The organism is Sciscionella sediminilitoris, from assembly GCF_000737195.2.
Classification (GTDB): domain Bacteria; phylum Actinomycetota; class Actinomycetes; order Mycobacteriales; family Pseudonocardiaceae; genus Sciscionella; species Sciscionella sediminilitoris.
Map to the genome: position 1 here is coordinate 23,081 of NZ_JALM01000043.1, position 13,419 is coordinate 36,499.

Below are 13,419 nucleotides of genomic sequence, written 5' to 3' on the forward strand. Positions count from 1 at the left end.
CCGGCAATACGGAGGAAATCGACGTATCGACGCCGGGTAAGGGGAATCATGATGCGCAGTAGAACAGCCGGAAGGCACCTCGGTCATCCGTGTCCATCCGGTGGGACGCTACACTCGGTCTGCGAATGAGTCGGCCGGGCGGCCGCGGCGCGCGGTGTTCACCGGTGTCGAGGAAAGTCCGGACTCCACAGGGCAGGGTGGTTGCTAACGGCAACCCGGGGCGACCCGCGGGACAGTGCCACAGAAAACAGACCGCCTTCGCGCCGCCGGTTCCGGTGGCCGCGGAGGTAAGGGTGAAACGGCGGTGTAAGAGACCACCAGCATCCCGGGTGACCGGGATGGCTCGGTAAACCCCACCCGGAGCAAGGCCAGACGCAGGCGGATGGCCCGTCCATGCCTGCGGGTAGGCCGCTGGAGCCTGTCGGTGACGGCAGGTCGAGATGGATGGCCGCCACCCGCGCGAGCGGGTACAGGATCCGGCTTACAGGCCGGCTCATTCGCCCAAGACCATCCCCGGTCCCGCCGGACCGAGCCCCCGTGTGTCCCGGATCTCCGTGCGATATCGTGCGCTCCGCACGGACCAGGGCCGACCGGGAGTCCGCGGCGCCGCGCTCGCCTGCGCGGATCGGCGCATGACTCTCAGTGGTCAAGATTCGATTGCGATGATCGGGTGACGAGCATTTCACTCTCACCCGGTTTCTGCCGATGATAGAGAAGGCTGACCATGCGCGCGCACCGAAGCGACAGGGCCAGGAGGTCGTTCACCGACTCGGGGCGACCCCCTTGCTACGCAAGGTTGCGACACGGTGTACTCGTGTGTGGCAGTGGCAGTACGGGACGCAGTACACGGGCAAACCGCCGAACGATGACCAGGAGCGCACGATGATCGCCAGAGTCCATGACCAGCTGAGCTCGGTTCTTGCGGCAGGTGAGCTCGGCACCGGGGGCATCCAGAACTGGATCGTGAACAACATGATCCCGCTGCTGCTGCTCGCGGTCGCGCTGCTGCTGCTGTGGATGGGTGGCGGGCGAGGTGACAACGCCGGTGTGATGAAGCGGCTCGCCGGGGTCTTCGTCGCGCTCGGCATCATCGGCCTCGCGCTCACCGGAGCCGGGGTCAACGTCAGCAAATGGCTTGCCGGCCTGTTCACCACCTGACCCCGATCCACTGGACATAGGTAGCGCTCAACGTGCAAGTTCGTACCGATGACGAGGTCTATCGGGTCGATGCCGTCTGGCTCGGCCCGCCCAAGGTCACCTTCCCGTGGCGTGCCCGCTACGTAGCCTGGGGTGTCGGGCTGCTGGTGTTTCTGCTCGTGCTCGTCGTCGAGAAAGAGATCGGCATCGGCATCGGGTTCTTCCCGCTCGCCTGGGGCATGATCGTCACCGTGGTGCTCACCCGGCTGATCTGCGGCCGGATCACCCACGAACGCCCGCTGTCCGCGGTGCTGGCGATGGCCGGCCGCGAGCTCAGCTCTCCCCGTGAACGCACCCGCGCGACCGGTGGCGCGGCCAGCGCCGCCCGGATCCGGGTCAGCGAGGCGCGGCCGCGCCCGAAACGAACCCAGCGAAAGGAAGGCGTGCACGGTGGCTAACCGGTCGCGACGCAAGCGCGGGGAAACCCGGCTACCCGGCGAGCGGGCTATTCCCTCGTACACGCCATCCATCGCGACCAGGTCCATCGACGGGCATCTGGTGCGCAACGGCCAGGACGTGTACGCCTGGTACCGGCTCGCCCCGCAGCGCTGGTCGTTCCGCTCGGACTCGCAGCGCCAGGACCTCATCGCGGCCATCGCGGGCCAGTACTCGGAGCTGCAGGGCCGCTGGATGCACCTGCGGGTCACCACCCGGCCCTACCCGATCCGGATGTGGGCCGAGGCGCACGTGCACAACGCGATCAACCGGCTCCCGGACACCAGCGGGGCGCTCAGCTTCGACGACTACCTTGTCGGGGAACAGCGCCAGCTGCTCGGCCGCTCCATGGCGGAGAAAGAGGTCTACCTGGGTGTCCAGGTGCAGACCCGCAACATGATGGACCGCGCGGTGGAGCGCGCCGCCCCGGTGCTGCGCAAGGTGTTCCCCACGGCGATCGACGCCGAGCTCATGGCACTGGACTCGGAGGTCGAGCACCTGGACCAGGTGATCGGCTCCGCGGGCCTGGAGGGTTCCCCGGTCACCGCGGACGAGATGTCCTGGCTGATGCACCGCTCCTGCTCGCTCGGCCTGCCCGCGCCGCGCAGCCTGCCCGCGGTGCCCACCGGTTCCTGGGAACCCGAGGATCTGGCCAGCTTCACCGATGTGGCCGATTTCCACACCGAGCCCTACTCGCCGACGGTCACCGTGCGCGGGCGCACCGGTTCCAACGCCGGGGTGAGCAGGCACGTCACCGTGCTGACCGTCGGGCTCATGCACGGTCTGCAGATCCCGGAGATCGACGATCCCTGGGTGCAGCGCTCCGACCGGCTCGCGGCGCCCGTGGAGTGGTCCGCCCGTATCTACGTGCGCAAACCCGAGGACGTCTCCGGGGAACTGCAGCGCCAGATGAACAAGGTGCGCTCCCAGGTCCGGCACTACACCGACGAGCACGAGCTCGAGCCGCCGCAGTCGCTGGCCCGCCAGGCCTCCCGGGTGCTCGAGATCGACGACGAGATGACCTCCGGATTCACCGCTCTGGCCACCCGGGTGCGCTCCTGGTGGCGGCTCGCGGTCTCCGGGCAGAACGAGCGCGAATCGCTGCGGCTGGCCCAGCAGCTGCTCGAGCTCTACAAGCCGAAGGTGGCCATCGAGCACCCCGAGGCGCAGTACGCGCTGGCCCGCGAGTTCATCCCGGGCGAGCCGCTGGCGAACTCCGCCTACCTGCGCCGCGGTTCGGTGGTATGGCTGGCCTCCTCGGTGCCCACCGCGACCGCGGAGGTGGGGGACCGGCGGGGCATCCTGCTCGGCGAGACCTGCACCGCGACCCGGCGCCCGGTGGCCTGGGACCCGTGGATGGCCCAGGAGATCAGGGACGGTTCCGGGCTGACCGCCATGGTCGCCGGCCTCGGTGGCGGGAAGTCCTTCCTCGGCGGCGGGATCGTGTACAAGACGCTGCGCGCCGGGGCGCACTGGACGCTGCTGGATCCCTCGGGGCCGCTGTCCAAATTGTGCGAGCTGCCCGAGCTGCGTCCCTACGCACGGCCGATCAACCTGCTCAACGCCGATCCTGGGATCCTCAACCCGTACCGGGTGGTCGCCGAGCCACAGCTCGAGCACTTCATGGACGAGGAGGACCCGGAACGCGCGTGGCGGCGGGAGAAGGCGCTGACCGCGGCGACCAGGCGACGGCTCGTGCTGGACGTGCTCTCCGGACTGCTGCCCTATGAGCTCGCCCGGCAGCCGCAGACCAGGATCGTGCTGCTGCGCGCGGTGCGCACGGTCGGCGGCCGCGCGGACGCCTCACCGCAGGAGGTCTTCGACGCGCTGCGCCGGGACGCGTCCGAGCACCACGAGCACGCGGTCGTGGTCGCGGACTTCCTCGACGAGATGCGCGAGCGGATGTCGCTGCTCATCCCGGACCGGGACGCCGATCCGTACTCGGAGAGCCGCGACGACCGGCTCACCGTGCTGACCATGGCCGGGATGACCCTGCCCAAGGACGGCACCGGCCGCGAGCACTGGACCGACGCGGAGGCGCTCTCGGTCGAGCTGCTCAACCTCGCCGCCTGGCTCACCCAGCGCTCCATCTACGACCAGCCCAAGGATCTGCGCAAGGGGGTGTGGATCGACGAGGCGTTCTTCCTCTCCGAGGTCCCGACCGGGCGAGTGCTGATGAACCGGTTCGCCCGTGACTCCCGTAAGTGGAACGTGCGTGTGCTGCTGTCCAGTCAGGTCCCCGACGACTTCCTGAAGATGCAGGGCTTCGTCTCGCTGCTGGACTCGGTGTTCGTGGGGCGCCTCGACGACGAGAGCGCCCAGTCCGACGCGCTGCGGCTGCTGAAGGTCCCGGTCGGCGCGGGCTACGAACAGGTCGTCGCCTCGCTCGGGCGCCGCCCCGGCGGGCAGAACCGCCAGGTCGAGCGGGACTACGCGCCGCGCCAGTTCATCTTCGCCGACGGTGCGGGCGGAGTGGAGCGGATCCGGATCGACTTCTCCGGTGAACACCTGGAGCACCTGCGCGGCACCATGGACACCACGCCGGGCACCAAGGAACCGGCGCAGGTCGTCGAGGTGCCGCCGGAAGCCAGCGTCACCGAGCAGCTGCCCGGTCCCGAGCCACGCAATCTGGACGCCGAGCTCGCCGCCGAACTCGATGTCGGGCTCGAGGACGAGTACCAGTACGACGAGGCCTATCCCGCCAACGGGCACAGAACCGCGAGTTCCTCGGCACCCTGGCAGCGAAGTGGCGGTGGGGAGCAGCGATGAGCGAGCTCGCGAGCGAATCGTCGACCCAGCGCCTGGGCGAAGCACCGAGCTCCCCCAGGGAGCGAAAGCGATGAGTCCGGCGCTGATCGTGCTGCTTGTCGCCTGCGCATACGGCGCATGGCGGTTCTACCGGCACCGGCGCGAGGCCGGACCGGCACCGCGCCCCGGGCGCCGAACCGGAAGAAAACGCAATCTGCTCGCCGTCGTCGGGATCGTGGCGGTGCAGCTGGTGCTGCTCACCCCGAGCGCGAGTGCGGCGGGGTGTGGCGAGGCCCCGAACCCCGAGCGCCCCGGCGCGGGCATGGTCGGCGCGATCGATCCGCCCGCGCTCGATCACGGTGACCCGATCAAGGGCAACTACGGCAAGTACGGGTACGCGGGCACCCGGTGGAACGTGTACCAGGCCCCGGCGACCCCGTGCATTCCCGACCCGACCGCGACCATCGACACCTGGGCGGGCAACCAGCTCTTCGACATCGGCAAGAACGTGGTCGGTGCGACGAACTCGCTGCACTACGCGATGCTCTCGCAGGACTCGATGCTCGCCCCGCTGGACAACGCCGTGGAGAACGGGGCGAAGACGTTCTTCAACAACGTCTACGTGCAGTGGTTCGGGGTCGCCGCGCTGATCCTCGCGGTGATGCTGTTCCGCTACATCTGGAACGGCGACCTGGCCAATATCGGGCGGCGCGGGATGTGGGCGCTCGCCGGGATGTGGCTCGCCGCCTCGGTGTTCACCGTGACCGGGGTGTACCAGACGATCGATGCCACGCTGATCAAGACCACCTCGCAGATCCAGGGCGGGTTCATCAGCGGGGAGGCCTCGAAGGACCAGCGCGACCAGCTGCCGAACTCGCTCTACGACAACGTGGTGTACACGAACTGGCTGCGCGGCGAGTTCGGCGATCCCAACTCGGACAACGCGAAGCGCTACGGCCCGCAGCTGCTCGACGACCAGGCCTGGACCAAGACCGATGTGAGCTCGGCCAACGACCAGGCCAAGGTCGAGGCGAAGGCCAATGACTACAAGGCGCTTCCGGACAAGCTGGGCACCGACAAGGGCTTCTTCATGGGCACCGACGGGTCCCGCACCGGTTCGGGCTTCCTGGCGATGTTCCAGGGCTTCGCCTACGCCCTGTTCCAGTTGTTCGCGAAGGCGGCGGTACTGCTCGCCCAGGTGCTGATCCGGATCCTCATCCTCGCCTCACCGCTGATCGGACTGGTCGCGATGGTGATGCCGGACCTGTTGCGCAAGGTGGCCCGTGCCGCCGGTGCGGTGCTGCTGCTGGTGCTGGCCTTCTCCGCGATGGCCGGGGCGCACGCGCTGCTGCTGCAGCAGATCTTCGACGCCTCGAACAAGCTCTCGCTGATCGCGCAGATGCTGCTGGCCACCCTGATCACCGGGATCTTCCTGCTCATCGGGAAACCGGTGCGCCGGATGCGCCAGATGGTGGAGCTCGCGGTCGGCGGGAACGGCCTGGCGACCCCGTTCGGGCGCGGGCTGTTCAACCGGTTCCGCAGAAGGGGCGGGGAGCATTCGGCGAGCCCGCAGGAGGCGTTCTGGGACAACGTCTCCGGTGCCGGCGAGGGGACCCCGGACATTCCGTTGCTCGGCAGGGGAATGCGGGGCAGGCGCGGACGTCCCGAGGGCGTGCACGGCGGGGCGACGGGCACCGCGACCGGTGCGGCCGCCGGTGCCGCGGCGGGCATGATGACCGCGACCGCGACCCGGCTGGACACCGACAAGGCGGCCGAACGCGCCGACGCGCTCGGTGCGCAGGCCCGCAGGGGGATCGGCGCAACCGGTGCCACGGCGGCCTATCCGGCCTATCGCGGGCCGAGCACGGCGCTGCTCCCGGCTGGCGCGAGCCGGGTGACCGACAGCTTCCCCACGGTGGATTCCGCGTGGGACAACGACGAATCGCTCGTCGTGCCCTCCTCGGTGGTGACCCCGAGCGGCCAGCCGGTGACGGCTCCGGCGACCCAACCGCGCGCGGCCGATCCCGAGCTCGTCGGTGGCAAGCAGGTCTACGTGCTCTACCGGCCCTCGCGCGGATTCGAGACCGGCGACGGGCACTCGGCCCGCGGCAATGGAAGGCAGTAAGGAGTAGCGGTGCCGATCAGGACCAACCGCGGGCGCGCCGCGGTCTATCGCAAGGTGTGGGGCTGGCCGCTTCGTTCCCCGGCCCACCTTGTCGGCGCCGTGCTCATCGTGGCCGTCGTCGCGGTCGCGATCGGCATCAGCATCGCCCGCGCGGGCGGCAACGACACGGGCCGGAAACCGGAGCAGCAGCAGGGACCGGTCGCCGCGCCGAGTGTTCAGGTCAGCCAGCCGAGCATGGATGTGTCCGCGCTGCCGGACCGGATCACCGAGACCTCGCCGCCCGCATCGGCCCCGCCCGATCCGCACGCGATCGCGGTCGCCGAGCAGTGGGCCAAGGCCTGGGTGAACCATCCGCAGGGGGTCACCAGCCAGCAGTGGCTCGCCGGGCTCAAGCCGTTCACCACGCCCGAGTACCTGTCCCAGATGCAGTCCATCGATCCGGCAAACGTGCCCGCGAGCAAGGTCACCGGTCCCGGTAAGGCCGCACAGTCCTACGCGGCCTCGGTGAACGTGACCGTGCCGACCGATGGCGGGGAACTGCGCATCACCGTGATCAAGGCCCCGCAGGGCTGGCTGGTCGCCGACTACGACAAGGGGTGAGCGGCCGGTGCGAATCCTCTTGATCGCGTTCGTGCTCGTCGCCGCCCTCACGGCGGTCGTGGTCGCGACCGGCACCGTGGGCCAGGTCGTCACCGGGGCCAGCGGGGCGGGCGCGGCCTCGACGGAATACAGCATGTCCGCCTGCGATGCCTCGCTCGGCCCGTTCAACGGCAAGGGCGACGGGTCCGCGCAGGCCGCCCAGCTCAACCCCGAGCAGCGGGGCAACGTGGCGATGATGATCAGCATCGGCAAGCAGCGCAAGCTTCCGCCGCTGGCCTGGCAGGTGGCGATCCAGGCGGGGATGACCGAGTCCGGGCTGCGCAGCCTCGGGTACGGGGACCGGGACTCGCAGGGACTGTTCCAGATGCGGCCCTCGATGGGCTGGGGCACCCCGGAACAGGTCACCGATCCCGCCTACGCGATCAACAAGTTCTACAACGTGCTCACCGGGTTGCCGAACTGGAAGAACCAGCGTCCCGGTGCCTCCGCTCAGGACGTGGAACGTTCCGCCTTCCCGGATCGGTACAACCGCTGGGAGGCCATGGGTGCCGCGCTGGTCAAGAACGTCGGCCAGGTCGCCGATCCGACCGGTTGCGGGCAGTCCTTCGGGGACAAGCTCCCGCCGCCGACCGCGCTCGCCGGACGGGCCATCCAGTTCGCGCTCGGCCAGCAGGGCAAACCGTACGTGTGGGGCGCCACCGGAACCGATTCCTTCGACTGCTCCTCGCTGATGATGGAAGCGTTCAAGGATGCGGGGGTCCGGCTGCCGCGCACCTCGCGTGAGCAGTACAAGGCCGGTGCCATGCTCCCGGTACGCGATGCGAAGCCGGGCGACCTGCTGTTCTGGGCATACGATAAAACCAACCCCGCGACGATCCACCACGTTGCGCTCTACCTCGGCAACAACAAGATCGTCGAGGCCCCGGATGTCGGGTTGACCGTGCGTACCCGCGACGTCAACTGGAACTCCTCCGAACTCGTCCCCCAAGCCGTCCGTCCCGGAGCATGAGCAGCACCCGCTGGAAGGAGCAGCATTGTTCGGTCCCAACCAACTCCCGCGCCACGATGGGCCGCCCGCGTCGAGCAAACCGTTCGCCGATTACCTCGACGCCCGTGACCTGCCCGGTGTGGACAAGGCGGGTTACGCGGTCATCCCCCGAACGCTTGCCGAGTCGATGCCGTTGCCCTGGCAACAGCAGATGACCGCGCTGCTCGCCGATTTCCACTCCGCGTTCGGGCATCTGCAGTGGCCCGTGTACAAGGTCGTGCCCTCCCGTACCGAGCGGCTGGTCGACCTCGACGAGGAACAGCTCGCCGAGGTCGGCATGATCGTCGAACTCGATCCGGACGGGGAACTCGTCTACCGCGACCGCGGCGGCAGGCGGATCCAGGACCCGGAGAACACCACGGTTCTCGTGTCCTGCCTCGATCCGATCCCGAACCAGAACCGGGTTCCCCGGCCGAGCGAGCCGCCGATGCCGCCGCAGCCGCGCGGACAGGACAACAGGGGATGGCGCGGCCCGCGGCAGTGAGCTCGTTCGAGTCGGTCTCCACCTGGAGCCAGCCGGAGCCCGCACCGGCCTCGGTGCGGCGGTCCCGGCTGGTCGCCGAGCTGGCCGGGCGGATCGTGGCGAGTTCGCCCGGCAGGCTGCGGGTGGTGATCGACGGGCGCACCGCGGCGGGCAAGACCAGTTTCGGGCACGAACTCGCTTCCGCGGTGCGCCTGCTCGGCAGGCCGACCCTGCGGGCCAGCCTCGACGACTTCAAGAACCCGTGGCCGGAGGCGTTCCGGCTGGGCTACGACCGCACGAGCGGGCCGGGCTTCTACCGCAACGCGTGGGATTTCACCGCGGCCCGGGAACTCCTGCTCACTCCGGCCGGTCCGGGCGGCAGCGGTGCGGTGGTGCTCTGTGCCCGCGATCCGCATACCGGCACGGACCACAGCTCGGTCGTGGTGCGGGCGCCGGAGGACGCCGTGCTCGTGGTGGACGGGGTGTTCGCTTTCCGTCCCGAGTACGACGAGTTCTGGGATCACCGCATCTGGCTCGAGGTCGGTGCGGAGATCGCGATCCAGCGCGGTATCGCCAGGGACACCGGGCTTGAGGGCCTCGAGGAGGCAACCCGGCTGCACCGGGACCGGTACCTGCCCGCCGAGGAGATCTACCTCGCCGAGATCCGGCCCGCCGAACGCGCCGATTTCGTCATCGACAACACCGATTTCGCGAACCCGGTGCGGTGGCGATGAGCAGGCGAGCCCGGATCGACGACCTCGGCGCCGCGGTGCTGTTGCCGGGCAGCCCGGCCCGCGTGGTCTCACTCGTTCCCTCGCTCACCGAGGCGGTCGAGGTGAGCCTGCCCGGCCTGCTCGCCGGGGCGACCGATTACTGCACCCACCCGGAGGGACTGGCGGTACCCCGGGTCGGCGGTTCGAAGTACCCGGTGCTGGACCGGGTACTGGAACTCGAACCCGATCTGGTGCTCGCGAACGCCGAGGAGAACCGCCCGCAGGAGGTGCGCGCCCTGCGGGACAACGGGATCCCGGTCTGGGTGACCGAGGCCGCCGGAACCGTCCCGGCCGCGCTCGCCTCGCTGCGCCGGATGTTCACCGAGGCCTTCGCGGCACCCGTGCCGGACTGGCTGGAGCGCGCCGAGCAGGTGTGGGAACACGGTGACCCGGTCCGGGCCAGGGCGGTGATCCCGGTGTGGCGGCGCCCCTGGGTGGTGCTCGGCAGTGCCACCTTCGCCGGGGATGTGTTGCTGCGCCTGGGAATCGCGAATGTCTACGCCCGTGCCGAACAACGCTATCCGCGGCCGGGGCTCGAGGAACTGCGGGCCTCGGGTGCCGAACTGGTGGTGCTCCCGGACGAGCCGTACGCCTTCACCGCGGAGGACGGGCCGGAGTGCTTTCCCGGGCTGCCCTGTGTCCTGGTGTCCGGGCGCCATCTCACCTGGTGCGGTCCCTCGCTGCTCGAAGCGCACGAACTCTTGCGCGAGCAGCTATCCTCACCGCTATGAACGCCGCGCAGTTCGGCAAGGAAACCTCGGGAACCGGGGCGTTCGTGCGCCAGGCGAACCGGTTCACCAAGCGGATCACGCGTGCGGGCACGGACGGATTCGTCCCCGAGCCCGGCCGTTACCGCCTCGTGGTCAGCCTCGCCTGTCCATGGGCGCACCGGGCGGTCATCGTGCGTGAACTGCTCGGCCTGCAGGAAGCCATCCCGCTCGCCGTCGTCGACCCGATCCGGGACGAGCGCGGCTGGCGGTTCACCCTCGACCAGGACGGGCGCGATCCGGTGCTGGGCATCGAGTACCTGTCCGAGGCCTATCTGGCCACCGATCCGGACTACACCGGCCGGGTCACCGTGCCGTGCCTGGTGGACACCACGACGGGGCGGGTGGTCACCAACGACTTCCCGCAGATCACCCTCGACTTCTCAACAGAGTGGACCGAATTCCACGCCCCGGGCGCGCCGGAGCTCTACCCCGAACCGCTGCGCGCGGAGATCGACGCGGTCGCCGAGCCGATCTACCGCGATATCAACAACGGCGTCTACCGCTGCGGTTTCGCCACCTCCCAGGAGCAGTACGCCGCCGCGTTCGGCGACCTGTTCGCCGCACTGGACAAGGTCTCGGAACGGTTGTGCCACACCAGGTTCCTGCTCGGGGAGCGGATCACCGAGGCCGACGTCCGGCTGTTCACCACGCTGGTGCGGTTCGACGCCGCCTATCACGGGCATTTCAAGTGCAACCGGCACAAGCTCACCGAGATGCCGACCCTCTGGGCCTATGCCCGGGATCTCTTCCAGACTCCCGGATTCGGTGAGACGGTGAACTTCGATCACATCAAGCGCCACTATTACGGCACGCACGGGCAGATCAACCCGACCGGGATCGTGCCGCTCGGCCCGGACACCCAGGGCTGGAACTTTCCGCACGGGCGCGGCTGAGCGGGGCGCGGGAATTGATCCCCTTCGTGATCGGTTGGCCGGGATATGCCGAGTTTCGAGCACACCGCCCTTGCCGCGGACACGACCTGGGTGTTCACCGGGGACAGCATCACCCAGGGCGTCTACCACACCCACGGCGCCCGATCCTGGGTCGAGCTGTGCACGAACGCATCCGGTGGGAACTGGATCGCCTGCGGGACATCGTGATCAACTCCGGGGTGTCCGGCTGGCGGGTATCCGATGTCTCCGCTTCGTTCGAGCACCTGATCGGGCGGTTCGCCCCGGGTGTCGTGAGCATTTCCCTCGGCACCAACGATGCGTTGGCCGGAGCGGACGGTCTTGCCGATTTCCGCCGCAGGCTCACCGATCTCGTCCGGCGTTCGGCGGATCTGGGTGCGCTGGTCGTGCTGCACACCCCGGTGCTGACGACCTCGGACGCCCCGGTCAACCGGCGCACCAGTCTTGCGGCCTATGCCGAGCAGGTTCGTGCCGTGGCCGGGGAACAGTCCTCGTTTCTGGTCGACCACGAGGCGTACTGGAGGGAGCACTTCGAGGGTGCCGCGCCGATTCCGTGGATGGACGACCATTCCCACCCCAACGCGGTCGGGCACCGCGAGATGGCCAACACGGCGTTGCGGGCGCTCGGGCTCGGCGAGCTCACCGAACGTCCGTGAGCGCCGGGGTGGTGCCCCCGCGTACCGGAGGCCACGTGGCGCTCCGGTACGCGGGGAGTCCGATCAGAGGAAGGAATGCTCCGGCGCAGGGAACCGGTGCTGGCGCACGTCCTCGGCGAAGGCCGTCGCCGCTTCGCTGAACACCCCGGCGAGATCGGCGTAGCGCTTCACGAACCGGGGCGCCTTGCCGCGGCGCAGGCCCATCATGTCCTGCCACACCAGCACCTGCGCGTCGCAGTCCGGGCCCGCGCCGATGCCGACGGTCGGGATTTCCAGATCTGCGGTCACCCGCTTGGCCGCCACCGCGGTGACCATCTCGAGCACCGTGGCGAAGGCCCCGGCCTCCTGCACCGCCCGCGCGTCGTCGAGCAGTGCATCGGCCGCATCACCGCGGGCCTGCACCCGGTAGCCGCCGAGGTTGTGCTCGGACTGCGGGGTGAACCCGAGATGGGCCATGACCGGGATACCGGCCGCGGTGATCGCCTCGATGTGCGGGGCGAAGCGGCGCCCGCCCTCGAGCTTCACCGCGTGCGCCCTGCCCTCCTTCATCAGCCGGATCGCGCTCGTCAGCGCCTGTTCCGGGGAGACCTCATAGGAACCGAACGGCAGATCCGCCACGACGAGCGAGGAGCTGACCGCCCCGGTGACCGCGCGCACGAGCGGGAGCAGCTCGTCCACGGTGACCGGAAGCGTTGTGTCGTAGCCGAACACATTGTTCGCCGCGGAATCCCCGACGAGCAACACCGGAATGCCCGCCTCGTCGAACAGCGCGGCCGTGTAGACGTCGTAGGCCGTGAGCATCGGCCACGGCTCGCCCTGCTGCTTCCACTGGGCGAGGTGGTGTACGCGTACCTTCTTGCGCCGCTTGCCCTGTTCGGAACCCGGTCCCTGGTCGGTGTTCGATCCCTGGCCGGTACCCGAGCCATACGGCGCGGTTTCTTCCTGATTCATTTCTGATGGCCCCTTTCCTCGAAGCCAGCATTGCCGGTCCCCGGGTGACATGGACTCTCTCAGCGTGACACGCTGCCGTCCCCCTGCCGCCGCGCTGCGATGAGCCTCACAGCGTGGATCACCTGTCGATCACCCGCCGGTCGTTCGCGCGGTGGATCAGCTTTCGAAGGTGAGCCGGAAGACCGGATAGCGCGCGGCGACCCCGGCCCAGCGATCCAGGGAGTCCTCGGGGCCGATGTCGGTGAAGAACACGCCGATCTCGAATTTCCACCGGCGCACATAAGCACGCAGCACGGCGGGCTTCTCGGTGTTCTCGGCGAGCAGGGTGTTCTCGGTCAGCCGCTCGTCGGTGAGCTCGGTCGCGGTGAACTCTCGGACGGTCCGGCCGAGCCGCAACCGACCGCCGCCCGCGGCACGCAGATTGCGGACCCACTGCACCTGTCCGCGCGGGGCCACGAGGTAGTCGGCGCCCTCGTGGCGCAGCACGTTCACGACCGCGCGCCGTGGCTCGCCGGTGGTACGTCCGGGCACGGTCAGCTCCCGGGCTCCGAGCACGTTGATCCCGCCGCGTGCCAGCGCCGCGAGCGCGCTCGTTCCGGCCCGGGCGAGCGGCGAAGGCGGAAGGTAACGCTGTTCTTGTTTCATATCAGTGTTCCGTTCTGTGAACAGTGTTCTCGTTTTGGAACAGTGAACTCGAAGGTGAACGGTGTTGTCAACGGTCCCGCGAGAGGCGGGTGGACGG

General features: G+C 69.2%; 14 protein-coding genes and 1 other RNA gene. 13 read left to right on the plus strand and 2 right to left on the minus strand.

Annotated features, from left to right (window positions below):
• The first annotated feature begins 126 nt into the window (after positions 1 to 126).
• The 13 genes from rnpB to AD72_RS19275 all read left to right on the plus strand — a co-directional run bounded on the left by rnpB (position 127) and on the right by AD72_RS19275 (position 11,726).
• An RNA gene (rnpB, locus tag AD72_RS19425) (RNase P RNA component class A) lies at positions 127 to 500 on the plus strand.
• Between the two features lie 382 nt (positions 501 to 882).
• Positions 883 to 1,158, plus strand: coding sequence for a hypothetical protein (locus AD72_RS19225; RefSeq protein WP_051898783.1), 276 nt, complete (start codon positions 883 to 885; stop codon positions 1,156 to 1,158).
• 32 nt (positions 1,159 to 1,190) lie between these two features.
• Positions 1,191 to 1,595 carry a hypothetical protein gene (locus AD72_RS19230; protein ID WP_037346460.1) on the plus strand — a complete coding sequence of 135 codons (405 nt, stop codon included), beginning with the start codon at positions 1,191 to 1,193 and terminating at the stop codon, positions 1,593 to 1,595.
• Positions 1,588 to 4,401 (plus strand): ATP-binding protein, encoded by a 2,814-nt coding sequence (locus AD72_RS19235; protein WP_031467914.1) that lies wholly within the window; start codon positions 1,588 to 1,590, stop codon positions 4,399 to 4,401. The genes AD72_RS19230 and AD72_RS19235 overlap by 8 nt, the downstream gene beginning before the upstream one ends.
• A gap of 70 nt (positions 4,402 to 4,471) precedes the next feature.
• Positions 4,472 to 6,505, plus strand: a complete 2,034-nt coding sequence (locus AD72_RS19240) for a hypothetical protein (protein WP_031467915.1) — start codon at positions 4,472 to 4,474, stop codon at positions 6,503 to 6,505.
• A 9-nt stretch (positions 6,506 to 6,514) separates the two neighbouring features.
• Positions 6,515 to 7,105 (plus strand): hypothetical protein, encoded by a 591-nt coding sequence (locus tag AD72_RS19245; protein ID WP_031467916.1) that lies wholly within the window; start codon positions 6,515 to 6,517, stop codon positions 7,103 to 7,105.
• Between the two features lie 7 nt (positions 7,106 to 7,112).
• Entirely contained in the window at positions 7,113 to 8,114 is a 1,002-nt protein-coding gene (locus AD72_RS19250) for a C40 family peptidase (protein WP_031467917.1), read from the plus strand.
• Positions 8,115 to 8,139: 25 nt separating this feature from the next.
• Complete coding sequence (locus tag AD72_RS19255) at positions 8,140 to 8,637, plus strand: hypothetical protein (protein WP_020496457.1); 498 nt, start codon at positions 8,140 to 8,142, stop codon at positions 8,635 to 8,637.
• Positions 8,634 to 9,350 carry a nucleoside/nucleotide kinase family protein gene (locus AD72_RS19260; protein ID WP_037346484.1) on the plus strand — a complete coding sequence of 239 codons (717 nt, stop codon included), beginning with the start codon at positions 8,634 to 8,636 and terminating at the stop codon, positions 9,348 to 9,350. The genes AD72_RS19255 and AD72_RS19260 overlap by 4 nt, the downstream gene beginning before the upstream one ends.
• The gene (locus AD72_RS19265; protein ID WP_031467920.1) at positions 9,347 to 10,120 is read left to right on the plus strand and encodes a helical backbone metal receptor; all 774 of its coding nucleotides are present in this window, start codon (positions 9,347 to 9,349) and stop codon (positions 10,118 to 10,120) included. Before AD72_RS19260 ends, AD72_RS19265 begins: the two co-directional genes overlap by 4 nt.
• A complete protein-coding gene (locus AD72_RS19270) occupies positions 10,117 to 11,052 on the plus strand; it encodes a glutathione S-transferase family protein (protein WP_031467921.1) in 936 nt (311 codons plus the stop codon). The genes AD72_RS19265 and AD72_RS19270 overlap by 4 nt, the downstream gene beginning before the upstream one ends.
• A gap of 45 nt (positions 11,053 to 11,097) precedes the next feature.
• A complete protein-coding gene (locus AD72_RS37205; protein ID WP_197285014.1) occupies positions 11,098 to 11,259 on the plus strand; it encodes a hypothetical protein in 162 nt (53 codons plus the stop codon).
• Positions 11,211 to 11,726: an SGNH/GDSL hydrolase family protein gene (locus tag AD72_RS19275; protein ID WP_197285015.1), complete on the plus strand. Its 516-nt coding sequence runs from the start codon at positions 11,211 to 11,213 to the stop codon at positions 11,724 to 11,726. Before AD72_RS37205 ends, AD72_RS19275 begins: the two co-directional genes overlap by 49 nt.
• Positions 11,727 to 11,789: 63 nt before the next feature.
• On the opposite strand, the gene panB is transcribed toward AD72_RS19275, so the two are convergent.
• Positions 11,790 to 12,677 carry a 3-methyl-2-oxobutanoate hydroxymethyltransferase gene (panB, locus tag AD72_RS19280; protein ID WP_031467922.1) on the minus strand — a complete coding sequence of 296 codons (888 nt, stop codon included), beginning with the start codon at positions 12,675 to 12,677 and terminating at the stop codon, positions 11,790 to 11,792.
• A 156-nt stretch (positions 12,678 to 12,833) separates the two neighbouring features.
• Positions 12,834 to 13,322 (minus strand): nitroreductase family deazaflavin-dependent oxidoreductase, encoded by a 489-nt coding sequence (locus AD72_RS19285; RefSeq protein ID WP_037346463.1) that lies wholly within the window; start codon positions 13,320 to 13,322, stop codon positions 12,834 to 12,836.
• Positions 13,323 to 13,419: the final 97 nt, after the last annotated feature.

What these genes read in the sequence shown, in the direction of transcription:
- panB (WP_031467922.1), bottom strand. Translation starts at nt 12,677, where the DNA reads ATGAATCAGGAAGAAACCGCGCCGTATGGCTCGGGTACCGGCCAGGGA.
- AD72_RS37205 (WP_197285014.1), top strand. Translation starts at nt 11,098, where the DNA reads ATGCCGAGTTTCGAGCACACCGCCCTTGCCGCGGACACGACCTGGGTG.
- AD72_RS19270 (WP_031467921.1), top strand. Translation starts at nt 10,117, where the DNA reads ATGAACGCCGCGCAGTTCGGCAAGGAAACCTCGGGAACCGGGGCGTTC.
- AD72_RS19265 (WP_031467920.1), top strand. Translation starts at nt 9,347, where the DNA reads ATGAGCAGGCGAGCCCGGATCGACGACCTCGGCGCCGCGGTGCTGTTG.
- AD72_RS19240 (WP_031467915.1), top strand. Translation starts at nt 4,472, where the DNA reads ATGAGTCCGGCGCTGATCGTGCTGCTTGTCGCCTGCGCATACGGCGCA.
- AD72_RS19285 (WP_037346463.1), bottom strand. Translation starts at nt 13,322, where the DNA reads ATGAAACAAGAACAGCGTTACCTTCCGCCTTCGCCGCTCGCCCGGGCC.
- AD72_RS19225 (WP_051898783.1), top strand. Translation starts at nt 883, where the DNA reads ATGATCGCCAGAGTCCATGACCAGCTGAGCTCGGTTCTTGCGGCAGGT.